At 63.0% G+C, this 18,472-nt stretch carries 14 protein-coding genes; 3 read left to right on the top strand and 11 right to left on the bottom strand.

All coding sequences use genetic code 11. From position 1 onward, the window contains the following. Positions 1–196: 196 nt before the first annotated feature. Complete coding sequence (locus G365_RS0106300) at positions 197–1,453, top strand: hypothetical protein (protein ID WP_019644658.1); 1,257 nt, start codon at positions 197–199, stop codon at positions 1,451–1,453. A gap of 58 nt (positions 1,454–1,511) precedes the next feature. Here G365_RS0106300 and G365_RS0106295 read toward each other — a convergent pair whose 3' ends face one another. The 11 genes from G365_RS0106295 to G365_RS22770 form a co-directional block, all read right to left on the bottom strand. Beyond that, the gene (locus G365_RS0106295; RefSeq protein WP_019644657.1) at positions 1,512–2,084 is read right to left on the bottom strand and encodes a hemerythrin domain-containing protein; all 573 of its coding nucleotides are present in this window, start codon (positions 2,082–2,084) and stop codon (positions 1,512–1,514) included. Between the two features lie 275 nt (positions 2,085–2,359). Next, on the bottom strand, positions 2,360–2,821 hold the full coding sequence (locus G365_RS0106290; RefSeq protein WP_407635437.1) for a response regulator: 462 nt from the start codon (positions 2,819–2,821) through the stop codon (positions 2,360–2,362). Between the two features lie 85 nt (positions 2,822–2,906). Beyond that, positions 2,907–4,856: an ATP-binding protein gene (locus G365_RS22785; RefSeq protein ID WP_019644655.1), complete on the bottom strand. Its 1,950-nt coding sequence runs from the start codon at positions 4,854–4,856 to the stop codon at positions 2,907–2,909. Between the two features lie 40 nt (positions 4,857–4,896). Further along, positions 4,897–6,624: a diguanylate cyclase gene (locus G365_RS0106280; RefSeq protein WP_019644654.1), complete on the bottom strand. Its 1,728-nt coding sequence runs from the start codon at positions 6,622–6,624 to the stop codon at positions 4,897–4,899. Next, complete coding sequence (locus G365_RS0106275; RefSeq protein ID WP_019644653.1) at positions 6,618–7,013, bottom strand: response regulator; 396 nt, start codon at positions 7,011–7,013, stop codon at positions 6,618–6,620. The genes G365_RS0106280 and G365_RS0106275 overlap by 7 nt, the downstream gene beginning before the upstream one ends. Next, positions 7,010–10,546 (bottom strand): PAS domain S-box protein, encoded by a 3,537-nt coding sequence (locus G365_RS22780; protein WP_081628463.1) that lies wholly within the window; start codon positions 10,544–10,546, stop codon positions 7,010–7,012. The genes G365_RS0106275 and G365_RS22780 overlap by 4 nt, the downstream gene beginning before the upstream one ends. 103 nt (positions 10,547–10,649) lie before the next feature. Beyond that, a complete protein-coding gene (locus G365_RS0106265) occupies positions 10,650–11,084 on the bottom strand; it encodes a DoxX family protein (protein WP_019644651.1) in 435 nt (144 codons plus the stop codon). Then, entirely contained in the window at positions 11,084–11,860 is a 777-nt protein-coding gene (locus G365_RS22775) for an HvfC/BufC N-terminal domain-containing protein (protein ID WP_019644650.1), read from the bottom strand. Before G365_RS22775 ends, G365_RS0106265 begins: the two co-directional genes overlap by 1 nt. After that, positions 11,853–12,761 (bottom strand): MNIO family bufferin maturase, encoded by a 909-nt coding sequence (bufB, locus tag G365_RS0106255; protein WP_043741794.1) that lies wholly within the window; start codon positions 12,759–12,761, stop codon positions 11,853–11,855. The genes G365_RS22775 and bufB overlap by 8 nt, the downstream gene beginning before the upstream one ends. A 207-nt stretch (positions 12,762–12,968) precedes the next feature. Beyond that, a complete protein-coding gene (locus G365_RS0106250) occupies positions 12,969–13,238 on the bottom strand; it encodes a BufA1 family periplasmic bufferin-type metallophore (protein WP_019644648.1) in 270 nt (89 codons plus the stop codon). A gap of 230 nt (positions 13,239–13,468) precedes the next feature. Beyond that, entirely contained in the window at positions 13,469–15,502 is a 2,034-nt protein-coding gene (locus G365_RS22770) for a hybrid sensor histidine kinase/response regulator (protein WP_019644647.1), read from the bottom strand. A gap of 262 nt (positions 15,503–15,764) precedes the next feature. Between G365_RS22770 and G365_RS0106240 the strand changes: the two genes are divergently transcribed. Beyond that, positions 15,765–17,189: a bifunctional enoyl-CoA hydratase/phosphate acetyltransferase gene (locus G365_RS0106240; protein ID WP_019644646.1), complete on the top strand. Its 1,425-nt coding sequence runs from the start codon at positions 15,765–15,767 to the stop codon at positions 17,187–17,189. 3 nt (positions 17,190–17,192) lie between these two features. Continuing rightward, positions 17,193–18,383 carry an acetate/propionate family kinase gene (locus G365_RS0106235; RefSeq protein ID WP_019644645.1) on the top strand — a complete coding sequence of 397 codons (1,191 nt, stop codon included), beginning with the start codon at positions 17,193–17,195 and terminating at the stop codon, positions 18,381–18,383. Positions 18,384–18,472 lie beyond the last annotated feature (89 nt).

Genomic DNA, 18,472 nt, shown 5'->3' with positions numbered 1-18,472 from the left:
AAGATACAAAGCAGTCCCCGCTTCTACGGAAGCGGGAATGGCCGAAACAGGCGGCTGCAGGGGCATTTTCTGATCAGGGGGCAGCGGTTCATCGGGGAAGACGTCCTTCATGTCAACGTTTTCAACCACAGAGCTACCTGCCTTTTGCTGAAAACGCCCTGATCCATAGGGTCCAATGGATTGGGGGGACACTGTGATGACTGATCCTGATGCAATTATCCGCTCTCTGGCTGATCTGCCAAAAGACGGGGATGACTTTCCACAGATGGGGCTGGCCAATGTGGTGCGGGAATACTGCGCCGCCACGGTCGGCCTGCCGCGCCTGTATGTCTTCAGCCTGAAAGAATTCCGCGAGGCTTTTGGCCCCCACTGGCAGGCGGTGGCGGAAGGGACCGTCCTCGCCGCCGAACGGATCCTGCAGGGCTGGCTTGGCAGCCGGGATGCCTACAGCCGTCAGGGCGATGTCTCGTTTGTGACATTCCTCGCGCAGGGCCGCGCGGGTGAAGCCGAGCAGCGGGCGACCACCATCGCCACCGATATGCGCGACCGCCTGCTGTCCGGCCAGCCGGTAACCCTGAAGGGCAACGGCGTACAGGTCAAAAGCATCTCCCTGTCGGAACTGGTCGACACCGCCGTCGCCCATATGTTTGAGCGCCCCAGCGCCGCCACACAGGCGCAAAGCCAGAGCAGCGAAATTCTCACCCGCCTGCACCAGCAGCTGTCCACCGTCTACGCCCCGGTGCTGACGCTGGAAAGCGGTATGGTACAGGGCCTGCAGTCAATCGCCCGCCGGGAGACCGAAACCGGACGCCGGAGCGGGCAATGGGTGCTGAATGGCGGTTATGATGATCCGCTGACGGTTGCGGTCGATATGCACAGCCTTGACGCTCTGGCCGTCCAGCTGAAAAATACCCAGCCGTGGAAGGAACGGCCGGTGTTTATCCTGCCCCTGCACTTCCGGTCCCTGCTGGGAAAAAACCGCGACCGCATGGTGGCCCAGTTGCAGAAAACAGCCCCCGCCGACCGACAGATGGAACTGCGGATCGAGCTGGTCGGGGTCCTCGACAACTTCCCCCTGTCAGATCTGCCGCAGACCATCACCGACCTGCGGAGCGTCTGCGGCGGTGTTTTTATCCGCTGTCTGCTCAGTCATCTGGAACGGATTGCCCCCCATGCCGGGCGGGCCGATGCGATCGGCATCGACCTGAACGACCTCAGCCGTCACGGGGTATCGTCAGAACAGCGGCTGCATGCACTGCAGGATTTCGCCAATCTGGCAACAGTCTGCCGGGGCCGCCTGCCCCGTCTGCGCTATGCATGGGGCCTGCGTGATGAGGAAGACCTGAAGGAAGCCGCCAAGCTGAAATACGCGCTGGTCTCCGGCTTTGCCGTGGACAGCGAAGGGCCTGATGCACGGGTCCCCTACCAGAAATCCCTGAAAGGGCTGGGATAATGGCTGCCCGTCTCCCCGCGGTGTCTTGCTGAGACCGCGGGGAGGCAGCGCACCCTGATTAGTCCCCGAAGCCGAACGGGGCCGGGGCTTCATTCACAATCCGGCTGTAAAGCGAACGGGTTTCCGCCCGCCCCTGCGGCCCGAACACCGGGTCGGCATTATCGCGGAAAGCGGTATCAATTTCCGCCCAGTCTTCCTCTGTCAGTGCCCGCATGGCCAGCGGCAGCACGATCCCTTCTTCTTTCTGCAGGTGCTTGGTCTGAAAGCGCAGATAGTCTGCCGCCAGCGCCCTGAACGTCTCCAGACCCTCCGGGCCCTGCGCCCGGAAGGCCGCCAGCCCGTCTTTGACCGCCTTCAGAGAAACCGGGCAGCGCTGATGCTCTTCCTCCAGTTCCTCAATAATCGCCTCCGCCCCGGCATCGCGCTGGCGCAGCAGACGGAACAGGAACAGATCTTCCTTCGGGTGGTGATACACATCGGTGAAGGTTTCGATGTAATCAAGAACATCATCCAGAAAGGAGAAGTCGGGCGTCTCCCCCGGCTTCAGGCTCCGCAGGATCTGATCCATCATGTTCACCACGCGGAACAGGTTGCGGTGTTCCTGTTTAATGATGTGCAGCGACTCCCTCATGGCGTCCGTCATTCCCTCAGGGGGGCGGGCCGCAGCGGCAGGTGCGGACCCCGCCGGTTCTGCCGCTGCCGCCCCGGTCTGTCCCCCGGTGGACCGGCAGCCCTGCGGCGGCTGTGTGTCGGGGACCACAATACCGCAAATTCTTTAATGTTTCAATTTTCACTTCAATGAATAAAAAACTGTATCACTTTATCCATTCTCTCACCCGCTCCCCCACCAACAGAAAACCCCGCACACCGGCGGGGTCTCTGAGGCAGGAAAAAGAACTCCGGCGGTCATACCGGCGACAGCTTGACCAATGAACACCAGAAATCCTCGATCCCCTTCACCACATCAATAAAGCGGTCAAAATCGACCGGCTTGACGATATAGCAGTTGGCGTGCAGATCGTAGGCACGGGTCACGTCATTTTCTGCCTGCGATGTGGTCAGGACGATCACCGGAATGCGCCGCAGTGCCGGGTCTTCCTTAATCTCGGCCAGAACCTCGCGCCCATCCTTCCGCGGCAGATTGAGATCCAGCAAAATCATATCCGGCCGGGGTGCCGCCTCGTGGCGGCCCTGACGGCGCAGAAAGGCCATCGCTTCAATTCCGTCAGAGGCCACATGCAGCCGCGTCGGGATTGTCCCTTCCTTAAACGCCTCTGCCGCCAGCCGGGCATCGCCCGGATTATCTTCGACAAGCAGGATTTCGATGATCCGCTCGTATTTCATGACCGCCCCCGGTTGCTCTGCCATCCGCCCATATCTGTACCACCACTATTGGCACAGCCTTTGACAGTAAGCATTTTCCGTTTCCTGACAAACAATTTCAGCACTGCGGTCACGGCGGACCTGCCCGCCCGGCCAGATCCTGCAACAGGGTTTCAAGGCGGCTGATCTGCGGCGCACACAGCCCCCGCAGGGTTTCTGCTGATCCGCCGCTCACCGCCTGCTCATGCCCGACCGCCTCCAAGGCCCGCAGGCAGTCAACCAGCTCCTGAAAGCCGAACAGCATGGCATTGCCCTTCATGGTGTGGGCAGAACGCCGCACCCCGGCAGCATCCCCACCACCGGCGGCCCGACGCAGCGCCGCCAGATCTTCGGCAACCCCGTTCAGAAACACCGGGACCAGAGCCACCAGTTCCGGCTCAAGCACAGTCACGGCAGCCGGTTCCGTCGCCGGTTCGACCGGCTGCTGCTCAAGATCGGACAGGGATCTGTTGCCGTCCTTCGCCGGGCAATAGGTCCGCAACAAGGTCAGCAGAACATCCTTCCGCAGCGGTTTAACAACGTAGTCGTTGCAGCCCAGTGCCAGCGCCCGCTCGCGGTCTTCGCGCAGGGCGGTCGCAGACAGGGCCAAAATCGGCACTGGCGTGGCACCGCTGGCTTTTTCCTGCCGCCGGATCGCCTCAATCGCCGAAAAACCATCCATCACCGGCATCTGGATATCCATGAAGATCAGGGAAAACCCCGGTTCCTTCCGGACTTTGTCCAGCGCTTCCAGTCCGTTCAGGGCGGTACTGACCGACAGACCGAACCGTTCCAGCATATCCCCCAGCACCATCCGGTTGAGATCAGAATCATCGACCACCAGAATCCGCCCGTCGAATGGCCGGGCCGGATCCAGGGGCACCACCTGCCCGCGCGGGGCCTCAATCGGCTGCACCGGCAGGGTGAAATGAAAGGTTGACCCCACATGACGCTGACTGGTGACGCTGATCGCCCCGCCCATTGCCTCTACCAGACGCTTGCTGATGGCCAGCCCGAGTCCGGTTCCGCCATGACGGCGGGTATTGCTGATATCAGCCTGCACAAAGGGCTGAAACAACTGGGGTTTCTGGGCTTCCGCGATCCCGATCCCGGTATCGGAAATCGAGAACTCCAGCATCTGAAGCCCCCCCGGCCCCGGCGTGCCGCGGGCTGTCACCTTGACCTCGACATGGCCGTTGTCGGTAAATTTGACCGCATTGCCGATCAGATTGGCCAGAACCTGCCGCAGATGACGGGCATCACCTTTCCACCAGCGCGACAGATCGGGGGCAACACTGCCCCGCAGGGCAACCCCCTTCGCCTCGGCACGGGCGCGGAAAATATCCATCACCGCCCCTGCCAGCTTCCGCAGGTCAAAGGCGACCGTCTCAATTTCCAGATGGTTGGCCTCGATCTTCGAGAAATCAAGGATGTCGTTCAGAAGGTCGGAGAGGTGCTCCCCTGCCTGCACCAGCGCCCGCACATAATCCTGCTGGCGGGTATTCAGTTCAGTCCCCCGCAGCAGATCAATCAGGCCGATAATTCCACTCATCGGGGTGCGGATTTCATGGCTCATCATCGCCAGAAAATCGGCCTTGGCCTGCCCGCTTTCCTCGGCCCGGGCCCGCGCCTGCTGCAGGCCCTGCTCCCGCTGGTGGCTGTCGGTGACATCGCGGCCCGTGATCACCACATGCCCGGTCTCGGCCTGCCGCCGCGCCACCATTGATACGGCCTGCCACTCTCCGCTCACATGCGCCCAGCGAACCGTGCAGCGGGCCTCTTCCACAGGGACAGCCCCGCCGGAAAGCGGTGCCGTCAGCAGGGGATCGAGAACCGCCAGCATCCGGTCCTGATCATCGACATGGACGAATTCAGGCAGCAGACGCCCCAGTAATCCACCCTCGGCATAACCAAGCGCCCGGCACAGACCTCGGCCCTGAAACACCACCCGGCAGCGGGGATCGACCACCACCACCATATCGCCGAGCGTCTCCAGAATCCGTTCCGCGGTCAGGGGAACGGCAAGGGTCGGTGTTGTCACGGTCCGGTTCCTGTCACTGTCCACTTGTCTGTTTGGCTCCTCAGGCCTCAGCGTGGGACGGGGTGGCCAGACAGACCTGATCCCGACCCCGGTTCTTGGCTGCAAACAAGGCGGAATCGGCAGCCCGCAGGCAATCGCGCACCGTTCCCGCGCCATCGGCAAAACCGGCAATCCCGGCACTGACCGTCGCCTGAAACACCCCGTCACGGCACGGCTGGTCAAGGCTGCGGAAGGCCCCGGCGATATCGGTGATCACCTGCCGGGCCTGCGTTTTCGAAGCCCCCGGCAGAATGATCGCGAAGGTTTCACCGCCCAGACGGCCGATGATGTCGGTTTTGCGCATCCGCTGCCGCAACAGGCGGGAAAAGCCCTGCAGCACCGCATCACCGGTCTGATGGCCCCACAGCTCGTTGATTTCCCGCAGGCCATCAATATCCAGCAGGGCGACCGACAGATCAGACCGGCCACGGCGGGCCAGAGACAGCTCGCGTTCCAGCTGATTGATGAAAGCCCCATGGGTCAGCAGATTGCACAGGGAATCACGGGTGATCAGCGCCTGCACCTCGCGGAACCGCTGCACCCGGTGCCAGACCGACAGCACCAGTACATCGGGGTCAAACGGCAGCGCCACCGCCACATCAGCCCCGGCGACGCTGTCGGCGTGCAGATCAGCGTCACGCCCCCCGAGGATCAGCGCGGGCAGGCTGACATACGCCGGATGCTGGCGCAGCGCCCCCAGAATATCACCGGCGGGCAACCCGGCACAGCGGCGCAGCAAGATCAGTAGATCAGGCCGGGCATCGGTCAGGCACTGCAACAGATCATCGGGATCATCGGGACTGATGCAGGTCATCCCCGCAGCCTGCAGGGCATGCAGGCACAGCGCCTTTTCCATACTGTCATCGCCCAGCACCACCACCGACGGCGGGCGGGTATCCGGCACATGATGCAGACGGTCCAGAAGATCGACAATCACCGCCGCATTGACCGGCTTGCCGACAAAGGCAACAGCCCCGGCCTGACGGGCATCAATACGCCGCTGCAGACTGTCATCATGATCCATCACCGCCACCGGGATATCCGTGGCCAGACCGGCGGTGACATCGGCGGGCAGGACTCCCCCTTCCTCGGGATCCGTCGCGGGGCAGGCATCGCGGTCAAGGATCACCAGCGTGGTCATCCCCGACTGTGCCGCCGCCAGAGCCGCAGGGGCAGGCCGGACCGTCAGGATCAACCCATAGGGGGCAAGATCCTTCTGCAGATGGTTGATCACCACCTCATCCTGCGAGATCAGGATGATCTCGGTCCCCAGCCGCAGGGACTGCCGGGCCCGGACCCCCGGCGGGGCAAACCCCGGCGCCACATCCCCGGCCATCAGGATCGCTTCCGCCTGCTCATCCGCCGGCTGCAGCAACGAACTGTGGTCCGGTTGCAGTCCGGCCATCCGCTTCAGCACCGCACCGGTCAACAGACGCAGCTGGGCAGCCTCTGCCGGGCCCGGACGGTCCGGGCTTTCGGTCAGCGCCACCAGCGCCACATCCAGATACAGGGCCGTCCGCCCCAGTTCGGGAAAGCCCATGCTGCCACCGGATCCGGCCAGCTGATGGGCATCACGCCGGAACAGCGGGTAGGCCGGATCCTGCCGCAGATCGTCTCCGGCAGCGGCGGCGGCCTCCAGCGCGGCGGCGCAGCTCTGCAGACTGTCCCGCCGCTCGGCCAGAGAGTCGCAATACCGGGTCAACAGTCCACGCAGTTTTTCATTCAGCATTGAGCCCCCCATTCAGCCCACAGCGCCCGGACCTGATCAGCAAGCGTCATCGGATCAAACGGCTTGCTGATAACCCCGATCGCCCCCATGTCACGATAGCGGCTGACCTCGTGCGACTGCACCTTGGCAGTCATGAAGGCCACCGGAATCGTTTCTCCCCCCGGCAGGGCCCGCAACGACGTCATCGTCGTCGGGCCATCCATTCCCGGCATCATCACATCCAGCAGCACCATCTGCGGGCGTACGGCGGCGAAGGCAGCCAGTGCCTCGCGGCCTGAAGAGCAGACCGTAACATCAAGCCCCCCCAGATCAACCAGCGCCAGACGGGCGATTTCCTGAATATCACTGTCATCCTCGACATACAGGATCCGTTCCAAAGGCGCGTTCATACCGTTTCACTCCCCTCTTCGCCGTCCGCCGCCGGACTGGCGGCAGAGTGATCGCGGCGTCCGCGGATCAGGGTCCGCACCGTTTCAACCAGTTCTTCGTTACTGACCATACTCTTGACCAATGCCGCCGATACCACGGTGTCAACCGGCGGGCTGCCGGGCAAAGCGGACAGGATCACCACCGCCGGATGCGACGGGTGCGCCCGGATATCGGGGAAAAGGTCCTCGCCACGCCCGTCAGGCAGATGCAGATCAAGCAGCACCAGATCAAAGGCATCGCCCCGGGTCAGATACCGCCGGGCCTCCTGCACCGTCGAGGCACCGATCAGGTCAACCTGCTCGGACAAAACCTCCTGCAGGGTACTGCGCAGATCACTGTCATCCTCGACATACAGGGCTCTGGCCCGGCTTCCCGCCGGAATCGCCCGACGGACAGACTCCCGCAGCAGACTCGGATCAATCGGCTTACGGACCCAGTCATGGATCCCCAGCGCCTCGCCCAGCACCCGCCGTTCATCGGCAATCGCTGACACCACCACCACCGGCACCGCCCCCAGACGTCCCTGACGGCGCATTTCATCCACCAGCGTCAGGCCGTCGCCATCAGGCAGCATCAGATCAAGCGTGATGCCGTCAAAGTGCGTCTGCCCCAGCATGGTCCGGGCCTCGGCCACCGTTGAGGCGACAGAAACCCGGTAGCCGTCCTGCCCCAGATATTCTGTCAGCAGGTCAGAGATCACCGGATCATCCTCAACGATCAGCAAAGACTGCGACAACGGCGGGGGAAGCGGTGCAGGCTCCACCTCCACAGCCGGGGCGGTCATCGGCAGGGCCAGAACAAACGTGGTGCCCTGCCCGGCAACGCTCTCAAACGAAATCGTGCCGTGATGATGATCGACAATCGCCTTGGCGATCGACAGACCAAGCCCGGTCCCGCCCTTGGCACGGGTATCCGTAGCATCCGCCTGCGAGAACTTCTGGAAAATCTGAGGCTGAAACTCCTCCGGAATGCCCGGCCCCTGATCGGTGATCAGCACCTCTGCCATCCGCCCCCGGGTCTGCAGCGCCACGGTCACTTCCCCCCCTTCCGGCGAGAACTTGATGGCGTTGGACAGCAGATTAATGGACACCTGCACCAGACGGTCGGCATCACCGGAAACCATCACCGCCGTATCACCGTTGTCTTCGGGGACGGTCAGCGTAACGCGTACACCGTATTGCCCGGCAAAGGCATTGATCTCCGTCACCGCCCGCCGCAACAGCGCACTGAGGTCAAGCGGGCGCATGTCATAGACCATCCGGCCGGACTCGATCTTCTGCATATCGAGGATATCATTGACCAGCGTGATCAGGCGTTCGCTGTTTGAATAGGCGATACCGACAAGATTACGGGCTTTCGGCGGCAGCTCGCCCACCGCACCGCCGTTAATCAGGCCCAGCGCCCCGCGGATAGAGGTCAGCGGGGTCCGCAGTTCGTGGCTGACGGTTGAAACGAATTCATCTTTCAGACGGTCAATTCGCTTGCGCTCGGAAATATCACGGCAGACGCCGATGAACAGCCGCTTGCCGCCGAACCAGACCTCGCTGACGCCCAGCTCCAGCGGAAATTCCAGCCCCGATTTCCGCCGGGCGAGGATTTCGCGGCCATTCCCCGGCACCCCTTCCTCCCCCGAGTGGCTGTAGAGCGCCATAAAATCCGGATGCGGCAAGGCCGCATCCCCGGCAAACAGCATGGAGACGGCCCGGCCGACCATTTCCCGGGCGGAGTATTCAAACATCCGCTCAATCGCCGGATTGACCGATTCTATGATCCCATATTCGTCAACGGTCAGAATACCGTCGATCACGGTGTTGACGATGCTGCGGAACCGGGCCTCGCTTTCCAGAAGGGCCTGCCGGGCCTGTCGCCGTTCCGTCACATCCAGCGCCGCACCGCGAAAGCCGGTCAGCCGGTCACTGCCATCCACCACCGGCACCCCGGACAGGCGCAGGATCACCCGCCCCCCGTTGGCGCGCCGGGTTTCCACCTCATAATGAAACGGGCTGTAACGCCGCAGTGCCGCGGCCACCCGGGGGCGGTCATTCTCGCCGATCAGGTCGGCCAGTGGTCGTCCCATCAGTTCCGACCCCGCCACACCAAGGGCGGCCCGCGCCCGTTCCGTCACAAAGACCAACGTGCCGGAGCCATCGGTTTCCCAGATGAACTCACCGGAGGCTTCCGCCACATCGCGGAACCGCTGCTCGCTGCGGCGGAGCGCCTCTTCCGACAGCAGGCGCTGGGTGACATTCCGGGCAATCGCAAAGACCCGGCTGTTTTCCGCCACCGCCACCATCGACAGATAAATCTGCCCGTTGCTGTGATCACGGAAGCACAGGGTAAATTCTTCCACCCGCCCGCCGACGGACAGCCGCAACAGAATATCAGCCAGACGGCTGCGGTCTTCGCTGTGGACGAAATCCAGCACCGACTGACCGAGTATCTCGGCACGAGGCAGCTTCAGGGCGGATTCCCACGCCGGATTGACTGACAGGAACCGGCCATCGGCCTCCAGCACGCACACCGGATCCGGCGACAGGGTAAACAGGCGGTCGCGGTCACGGATCACCCGCGACACCGGTGCCCACACCAGAAACAGGACGATCAGGGTCCCGGCCATCAGGAACAGCTGCCGGGACAGGGAGGCATGCCACTGGCTGTCCGCACGGTCCCAGGTGCGCATCATCACCACCCGCACCGGCATCCCCGATACCGGAGACACAGCGACCAGCGTATCGTCACCATCAAAGACCCCATACGGTGACGGTGCATTGGCAAACCGCAGGGCCGCATCGCCGAAAACACGGGTTTCCTCAAGGCGCTTGCCGGTCAGCGAGGTATCATCACCGGGGACAAAAGCCGCAATGATCACATTGTCCGGCGTCACCAGCGCCAGTGCGGCATCTTCCGGTCGGCGGGATTCCCGCAGCAGGCGCTGGAGAAACCCGACATCAATCACCCCCAGCGCCACCCCGGAAAAACGGCCACCGGCATTCACCACCTCGCGGCTCATACTCAGGAACCACGTCCCGCTGGTCCGCCCGACCACCGGGGTCCCGAGGAAGGTATCGCGGCCATTGCCATGATCACTGCGGGAGAAATGGGTGAAATAGTCACGGTCGGCGACATTGACCGGCGGAACCGGAAATGCCGTTGAATCGTAAACGGAATTGCCGGCCTGATCGAAGATGACCAGCCCCCGGACCTGCGCAACGAACTGACCGAGCGCCTCGACAGTGGCCTGCACATCCGGGTCAATGCCATTCCCGGCGCGCAGATTCTCCTGCCGCCGGGTGACCACCGCCACCAGAGTGTTTTCCACCACCTGAAAGGTCGACAGAAATGTGCCGGTCAGGGAATCCGCGCGGGCGTTCAGCTCAACCCGGGCCAGTTGCCGGATATTCTGACGGTTCTGCCACTCAAACCAAGAGGTCCACGCCGCCAGAACCAGCAGCGCGATGGCAAAAATCGACAAGACAGACCTGTAATCACGCACCGGACCGGCCCCCGAAACACTCCGTCACCACCATAATCTGATCGGGGGCAGGCCGTACAGTTTTCTTCCGTCAGTGTTTTTGTTTCCTTGCCGGATCCTGCGCTCAGAACCGGAAGCGTGACGGCAGCAGCGCATCCAGCGCAACCGGCCCCGCCCCCTTCACCGCGATCAGCAGCAGCGCCGACAGCCATGTCAGATGATCCGGCCACAGCCCGGGGTACACAAACACCTGAATCACCAGCGTCATTGCCGCCAGCGCCAGCGCCGACAGCCGGGTCAGCAGCCCCAGCACCAGCAGAACGGGAAACAGATGCTCGGCCCCTGCCGCCAGCCATGCCGCGACCTCCGGCGGCAGCAGCGGCAGACGATATTCTTCAGCGAACAGATAAATCGTGCCGTCGGTGACGGACCAACCATCAACCTTGGTCTGGCCGGAGCGCCAGAAAATGCCCGCCATGCCCAGCCGGGCCAACAGACTCAATCCGGCATCAGGAATCCGGGACAGGGATGACGATAAAACCTCTGAGACCGCTTTCATCAGACCTGCTCCTTCTGTACCGCAGCATCACGCCGGAACCAACCTGCGCTGAGGGCCTGAGCCAGCAGGGCCCCGGCATTAAAGCCCGGCTCCTCCTCCACCGCCCGGGCAATGGCCGGTCCGATCCCCTGATCAAGACACGCCAGAAAGCGCGCCCCGCCCGGTGGCAGGGCCTGTAACAGCACCTGTGCCTGCGGGCGGACAATCACAATGTCCTGCCGCCGGGGAGAGAACCTGAGCCGGTCAAAGTCATCCGGCCCCTGATGGGCCTGCCACAGATCCAGCACCGGCCAGTCAGACACCACAAGTCCGGCGGTCGGGTGCAGGGTCAGGGCCAGCCCATCCGCCTGATCCACCGGCAGGGCGGCCAGATCACCGGCGGTCAGAACCGGGGCCTCCGGGCCGTGCAGGGCCTGATGGCGCCGCCATTCCAGACGGGCCAGATCCGGCAGATAGGGAAGCCCCTGCGCCGGGGGCAGTTCTTCCAGAAAGGCAGGAAACCGCCCGCCCCACAGCAACAGCGTCGCGGCCACGGGGGGCTGATCACGCAGGAAAAGTCTGGCCGCCTGCGCAAAAAAGTCATCCCCCACCACCTGCCGGGTGACCGGGTAGAGATCACCCAGCGCATCGCTCAGAGTCAGGCGGACCGTATTCCGGTGAACCCACAGGCCCGGCCCTTCCACCAGACCGGCCAGACCGGCCCCGTCATCCTGCCCCAGCACCCAGCGGGCAAACCGGCGCTGAATGTCCTGCAAGGCCTGAACAGCGTCAGACATCGGCCCTCTCCTCATCCCATACGGCGGCCAGCAGGCGGTCAGCCTCCGCTGCCTCCTGCTGCCAGCAGGACAGCGTGGGGATCTCGGTATCCCATTCAATCAGGGTCGGCGGTGGCGGTAGACCACGGTCCCGCAACAGCCGCAGGGTCAGGGTATAGAGCGCCCACACCTCAGGGCGGACCGGACTACCATGATCATCCAGCCGCAGGGTCTGGCCTTCCACCTGCCGCACCGCATGCCCGGCCAGATGGATTTCCTGCACCGCGTCCAGCGGAAACGCCCGCAGATATGCTTCCGGGTCATCCCCCAGATTGCCGCAGCTGACCGCCACATTGTTCACGTCCAGCAGCAGGCCGCAGCCGGTCCGGCGGACCAGATCCCGCAACAGGGAAGTCTCGGTCATCTCCGCCCCGGCCCAGCGCAGATACAGTGACGGATTTTCGATCAGAATAGGGCGCTGAAGTACGGTCTGCACCCGGTCAATGTTGGCGGCGAACACATCCCGCGCCACGGCGGTCAGCGGGACCGGCAGCAAATCGTTGAGATACAGCCCGTCAACCTGACTCCAGGCCAGATGATCCGACACCATCGCAGGCTGATACCGGTCGGTCAGGGCTTTCAGGCGGGCCAGATGCGCCGGATCAACCCCACCGGCAGACCCAAGGGACAGACCGACGGCATGCAGCGACAGCGGCCAATGCCCGCAGATGGCTGTCAGCCAGCGATGTGGCGGGCCACCTTCCCCCATATAATTTTCCGGATGCGCCTCAAACCAGCCGACATTGGGCAGCCCCTGCGGCCCAGCCTGCAGAATATCCGCATAGTGTTCCGGCTTCAGGCCAATACCGGCCCGGCGCGGTAAACCAGAGGTTTCGCCATTGCCGCTGAAATGCAGTGTCATGATGGCAGGGTCCGCCCGACGCAGGAGCATTGCCCCGGCCATCCCGGTGCCAGCCCACAGAAGGCATGCTCAGTTTGCAAAGAAAAGCATCTTCACGGCCCCAGAACCGGAACCAGAACCCGATTCCGGGGAAACAGCAGGACGGCCCGGCGAAGGCATCCCCCCTTCGCCGACCGGTCCAGACTGGCAGGCCGTCAGCCGCCGGACTTACTTCTTCGGTTCCAGACTGCCACCGGAAAGCTTGACGCAGGTGCCCTTCGGGACCGCCACAAAGGCATCCCCCTGACGGTCGACCTTGGAGGTTCCAGCGCAGGACGACGTCGCCGTCGCACAGTCATTCTTACCAGCGGCGGCAATCCCGAAGCACTTTTCCATATCCCCGGCGGCAGAAGCCGGGGCGGAGACAGCGGCAGCCCCAAGGGCAACAGACAGGGCAGCAGCGGCCAGCGACAGCGGGCGGGCAACAGTTACAGTCATAGCTGAAAACTCCCATAAAAATGAAACCTGCCGGGGCAGATTTTTCCGGTGAAGACAGAACTCAGGAAATATCAGAGGAAATTACCTGATCATCAGACCGTAACCAGAAGACAGAAACTCTTGTATTCCGCCCTCATCCTTATCTTTCGGCCTTGAACAAACCCTATCAACACCGGATCATTTCAGGAATTCACAGCCGCGTGAGACAGGGGTTCCTCACGCATCTGTTATCAGCCAGTCCCCTCCAGATCCGGGAACCGCGCCATCAGCCCCTGCCGGGTACGGGCCATGACCAGCCACAACCCCTTGGCATGGGCCGCCAGACGGGCCGGGTCTTCCTCCACCAGCAACTGGCGGGCCTGTGCCGCCAGCATCGTGCAGCCCAGACGGTCGGCGGTGCGTGCCAGCTCGGTCGCCGGGGTCATCACGAAGCCGCCCTCCTCACCGTTCAGGCACTCACCGATTGCCTGCAGCAACCGGTCGGCATCGTTCAGGAACAGCCGCATCAGATCCGTGATGCCATCCGCCCCCAGCGCCATCCCCAGCACATCCAGCGCCGCGTCGTCAAAGACCGCCAGATCGGCACCGGCAACCGGCAATTCCACCCGGACCGTAAAGCACGCCCCCTGACCGGGGGCACTGCGGACCTCGATGGTGCCTCCCATCGCCGCAATGATTTTCTGGCAGATCGCCAACCCCAGCCCGGTACCGCCAAAGCGGCGGGAAATTGTGCTGTTGGCCTGAATGAAATGCTGGAACAGATGCGCCTGATCTTCCGGGGCGATACCGATGCCGGTATCCGTGACCGACAGGTCAACGGTTGCCGACAGGCCGTCTTCCGCCGCATGACAGCGCATCTCCACCCGTACACCGCCGGTTTCCGTAAACTTGACGGCATTGGACAGCAGATTCAGCAGCACCTGCCGCAGCCGCCCCTCATCCCCGGTGACCTGTACCGCCACATCCCCCTGCAGGACAACAGCCAGCTCAATTCCCTTTTCGCGGGCCGGGGCCTCCATCAGGGCAGCGGTTTCCTCCACCATCCGGGCGACGGAAAAGGGGTGGTCCTCAAGGCTAAGCCGCCCGGACTCCAGTTTGGAGAAATCAAGGATATCGTTCAGCACTTTCAGCAGGTTTTCCCCCGACGTCAGAATGATGCGGGAAAACTCCTGCAGCTCTTCCTCCGTCAGGCTGTCGCACAGCAGCTGCGCCATGCCGATAATGCCGTTCAGGGGAGTCCGGATTTCATGGCTCATCACTGCCAGAAACTCAGACTTGGCGCGGGACGCCTGCTCGGCATCGCGCTTGGCCTGCCGCAGGGCCTCCTGATAATCATGGCGGGACGTGACATCGCGCACGGTTGCGACGTATTGCACGGTTCCGCCAAGATCGAGCCGGTTGATCGACAGATCCATCGGGAACAGGCGGCCATCGGCATGGCGGCCCCGCACCTCTGACGGGCCGCTCCCGACCAGCCCTTCCGCCCCGGCACAGGCCGCAGGCCCCCACAGGGGCTTCAGATCAGTAGCGGTCGCACTGTCAAACAGCAGGGTAAACGGCTTGCCGAGCAGGCTGTCGGCGGTCAGGCCGAACACCCGTTCCGCCGATGGGCTGACCGAGCGGATCAGCCCCCAGCCGTCAATGGCGATCACCCCTTCCGGGATTGCCTGCAACAGCGTGCGGTAATGGGCCTCTGACGCCGCCAGTTCGCGGGTCCGGGCTTCAACCTGCCGCTCCAGCTCGGCATTGGCACTGGCAAGAATCCGCTGGCTGTCATGCAGGCTGGAAATCCCTTCATACGCCCGCAGGGCTGCCACCGTCACCGTCAGCAGCTTCTGGGCGGTCAGCTCTGTCTTGCTTTTGTAATCGTTGATGTCATAGCGCAGGATCACGTCGCGCTCCGGCGCCTGTCCGGGCTGACCGGTCCGCAGGACGATCCGCAGGGCTTCCAGCCCCATTTTGCCACGCACCTCAGACACCAGCGCCAGACCGGCGTCGTCGGTTTCCATCACCACATCCAGCAGCATGACGGCGGTATCGGGATGTTCTGCCAGCACCTCCCGCGCGCCACGGGCAGAGAAGGCAGAAAGAATTTTCAATTCACGGTTGCGAAAAACAAAACCGTCCAGCACAATCCGGGTCACATGGTGGATCTCGGCATCATCATCCACCACCAGCACTTTCCAGGGCAGGCCGACGTCAGGCCCGGAAACCTCATCGACCTCGGGCTGATACACCAGAATGTCATCATCCGCCGGTTTCATTTCACAACCCATTCAGCATTGTTTCAGGCCATTCAGCATTGTTTCAGGATTTTGCGGGCAATCCTGCCACGGGCCCTGCCCCTTGGCAAACGGCGGGACCACAGGCCGCATCTGATCAGAAAAGTGTCATAAACCCTTCCGCCGCTTTCTCCTTCGCTGTTGCAAAAATCCATATTAGTATTATGGCTTAGAACATGACGGTAACGGGGAACCGTCCGCACCGCTGCCCGGCCCGCTGCCGGACACTTTAGGGGAGTAAACCATGCAGAGTATCGAAAACCGGACCTATGCCGAAATCTCGATCGGAGACAAGGCCTCGCTGGTGCGGACCCTGACCAAGGAAGATACCGAGATGTTCGCCGCCCTGTCGGCGGATTACAACCCGACCCATCTGGATGAGGAATGGGCGAGCCGCCTGCTGAAATCCCAGAAGATCAGCGGGCATGGCATGTGGGGCGGCTCCCTGTTTTCCGCCCTGCTGGGCAACGAGCTGCCCGGCCCCGGAAGCGTCTATAAAACCCAGAGCTTCAGCTTCCATCGCCCGGTGGAACTGGGTGACACCCTGACCCTGACCATCACCGTCACCGCCAAAGAAGATGCCACCCGCAGCATCACTCTGGCCTGTCTTGCCATCAACCAGCGTGGCGAAACCGTGATTGACGGTCAGGCGGTGGTCGAGGCCCCGACCGAGAAAGTGCGCATTGCCGAGGCCTTTGTGCCGGAAGCCAAAGTGCGCCGCCGCTCGCATGTCTACGAAGACATTATCACCAAGGTCCAGTCGATGCCGCCGGTCTCGGTGGCGGTGTGCCACCCCTGCGACGAAATCTCGCTGACCGGGGCCCTGGATGCCTACCGCAACGGTATCATCACCCCGGTTCTGGTGGGGCCGGAAGACAAGATCCGCGAAACCGCTGAACAGTTCGGGCAGGATCTGACCGGCCTGCGCATCGTCAATACCGAGCATTCGCACGGCTCGGCTGAGGTGTCGGTTTCGCTGTGCCGCACCGGGGAGTGCGAGGCGCTGATGAAGGGCAGCCTGCACACCGACGAAATGATGCACGAGGTCGCCAAACGCGACACCGGCCTGCGCACCGGGCGGCGGATCAGCCATGTCTACATCATGGATACCCCGACCTATCCCAAGCCGCTGTTCATCACCGATGCCGCGATCAACATCTATCCGACGCTGGAAGACAAGGTCGATATCTGCCAGAACGCCATTGATCTGGTGCAGGTGATGGGGGTGGCCACCCCGCTGGTGGCGATCCTGTCAGCGGTGGAAACGGTTTACCCGAAGATCACCTCAACCATCGAGGCCGCCGCCCTGTGCAAAATGGCCGACCGTGGCCAGATCAAAGGCGCCATCCTTGACGGCCCGCTGGCCTTCGACAATGCCATTTCGCCGGAAGCGGCACGGATCAAGAAGATCACCAGCCCGGTGGCCGGCAATGCCGATATCCTGCTGGTGCCGGATCTGGAAGCCGGAAACATGCTGGCCAAGCAGCTGTGCTATCTGGCCGAGGCCGAAGCCGCCGGGATCGTGCTGGGGGCACGGGTGCCGATCATCCTGACCAGCCGGGCCGACACTGTGAAGGCCCGTCTGGCCTCCTGCGCGGTGGCAGCGCTGTACGCGCAGGCCCGCCGCACCGGAAAGAAAAAGCTGATGACCGGCGGAGGGGCGGAATAACCCATGTCTGACGGATTGCTCGTAATCAACGCCGGGTCGTCGTCGATCAAGTTTTCGGTCTATATCACCGATAACAGCGACCAGCGTCTGGTCTGTAACGGCCAGCTGGAAGGGCTGGGCGTGGGGATCACCCCCCATTTCTTCGCCAAAGATGCCGCTGGCAACGTGGTCGCCGATGATCTGTGGCCGGCGGTGGAGGTCGGGAAGCAGTCGGCTCTGCTCGGGCGGCTGATTGACTGGATCGAAGATCATCTGGGCGATGCCACCCTGCGCGCCGCCGGGCACCGGGTGGTGCATGGCGGGTCCGGTTATTCCGCGCCGGTGCTGGTGAACAAGACCGTTCTTGATGACCTGCGGGCCCTGACCTCGCTGGCCCCGCTGCACCAGCCGCACAATCTGGCCCCGATTGCCGCCCTGGCTGAACTGCACCCTGATCTGCCGCAGGTGGTGTGTTTCGATACCGCCTTCCATGCCCATAAACGGCTGGAAGCTGAAATGTTCGGCCTGCCGCGCAAGTACTATGACGCCGGGATCAAGCGGTACGGCTTCCACGGGCTGTCGTATGAGTACATTACCCACCGGCTGGAGGATCTGGACCCGCAGGCGGCACGGGGCCGGGTGATCGTTGCCCATCTGGGCAGCGGTGTCAGCATGTGCGCCATCAAAGAAGGGCGGTCGGTGGATACGTCCATCGGGTTCACCGCTGTCGACGGCCTGATGATGGGCACCCGCTGCGGGTCGCTGGATGTCGGTGTGGTGCTGCACCTGATGCAGCAGGACGGTCTGGATGCCAAGGCACTGGAAAAACTGTTCTACAAGGAATCCGGCCTGCTTGGCGTTTCCGGCGGTCTGTCCAATGACATGCGGGTGTTGATGGACAGTGACGCCCCGGAGGCAAAGCAGGCGGTCGATCTGTTCATCTATCGCGTTGCCAAGGAAGTCGGGGCGCTGGCAACCGCCATCGGCGGCGTCGATGCTCTGGTGTTTACCGCCGGGATCGGCGAACACTCCGCCGTCGTCCGTCAGCGGGTCTGTGATCTGCTGGGCTGGACCGGGGTGCGGCTGGATGCCGCTGCCAACGACAGTCACGCCCTGAAGGTCAGCGCCGCCGACAGCCACTATGGGGTCTGGGCAATCCCGACCAATGAAGAGCTGATGATTGCCCGCCACACCCGCAGGCTGGTGCTGGGATAACGTTAAAGACCATCGCCCGGCCTTCCGCAGTGGCACCCCGCTGCGGAAGGCCGTTTTCTTCTGCTGATACCCGTTTCATGACCACGGGT

This window comes from Novispirillum itersonii subsp. itersonii ATCC 12639, assembly GCF_000381985.1.
Lineage (GTDB): Bacteria > Pseudomonadota > Alphaproteobacteria > Rhodospirillales > Rhodospirillaceae > Novispirillum > Novispirillum itersonii.
Note: the sequence above shows the minus strand (reverse complement) of the source record. Positions and strands in the feature narration are given on the sequence as shown.

Excerpts from the sequence above, each read along its gene's own strand:
- G365_RS0106300 (WP_019644658.1), top strand. The coding sequence starts at position 197 with ATGACTGATCCTGATGCAATTATCCGCTCTCTGGCTGATCTGCCAAAA.
- G365_RS0106295 (WP_019644657.1), bottom strand. The coding sequence starts at position 2,084 with ATGAGGGAGTCGCTGCACATCATTAAACAGGAACACCGCAACCTGTTC.
- G365_RS0106290 (WP_407635437.1), bottom strand. The coding sequence starts at position 2,821 with ATGGCAGAGCAACCGGGGGCGGTCATGAAATACGAGCGGATCATCGAA.
- G365_RS0106280 (WP_019644654.1), bottom strand. The coding sequence starts at position 6,624 with ATGCTGAATGAAAAACTGCGTGGACTGTTGACCCGGTATTGCGACTCT.
- G365_RS0106275 (WP_019644653.1), bottom strand. The coding sequence starts at position 7,013 with ATGAACGCGCCTTTGGAACGGATCCTGTATGTCGAGGATGACAGTGAT.
- G365_RS0106265 (WP_019644651.1), bottom strand. The coding sequence starts at position 11,084 with ATGAAAGCGGTCTCAGAGGTTTTATCGTCATCCCTGTCCCGGATTCCT.
- G365_RS22775 (WP_019644650.1), bottom strand. The coding sequence starts at position 11,860 with ATGTCTGACGCTGTTCAGGCCTTGCAGGACATTCAGCGCCGGTTTGCC.
- bufB (WP_043741794.1), bottom strand. The coding sequence starts at position 12,761 with ATGACACTGCATTTCAGCGGCAATGGCGAAACCTCTGGTTTACCGCGC.
- G365_RS0106250 (WP_019644648.1), bottom strand. The coding sequence starts at position 13,238 with ATGACTGTAACTGTTGCCCGCCCGCTGTCGCTGGCCGCTGCTGCCCTG.
- G365_RS22770 (WP_019644647.1), bottom strand. The coding sequence starts at position 15,502 with ATGAAACCGGCGGATGATGACATTCTGGTGTATCAGCCCGAGGTCGAT.
- G365_RS0106240 (WP_019644646.1), top strand. The coding sequence starts at position 15,765 with ATGCAGAGTATCGAAAACCGGACCTATGCCGAAATCTCGATCGGAGAC.
- G365_RS0106235 (WP_019644645.1), top strand. The coding sequence starts at position 17,193 with ATGTCTGACGGATTGCTCGTAATCAACGCCGGGTCGTCGTCGATCAAG.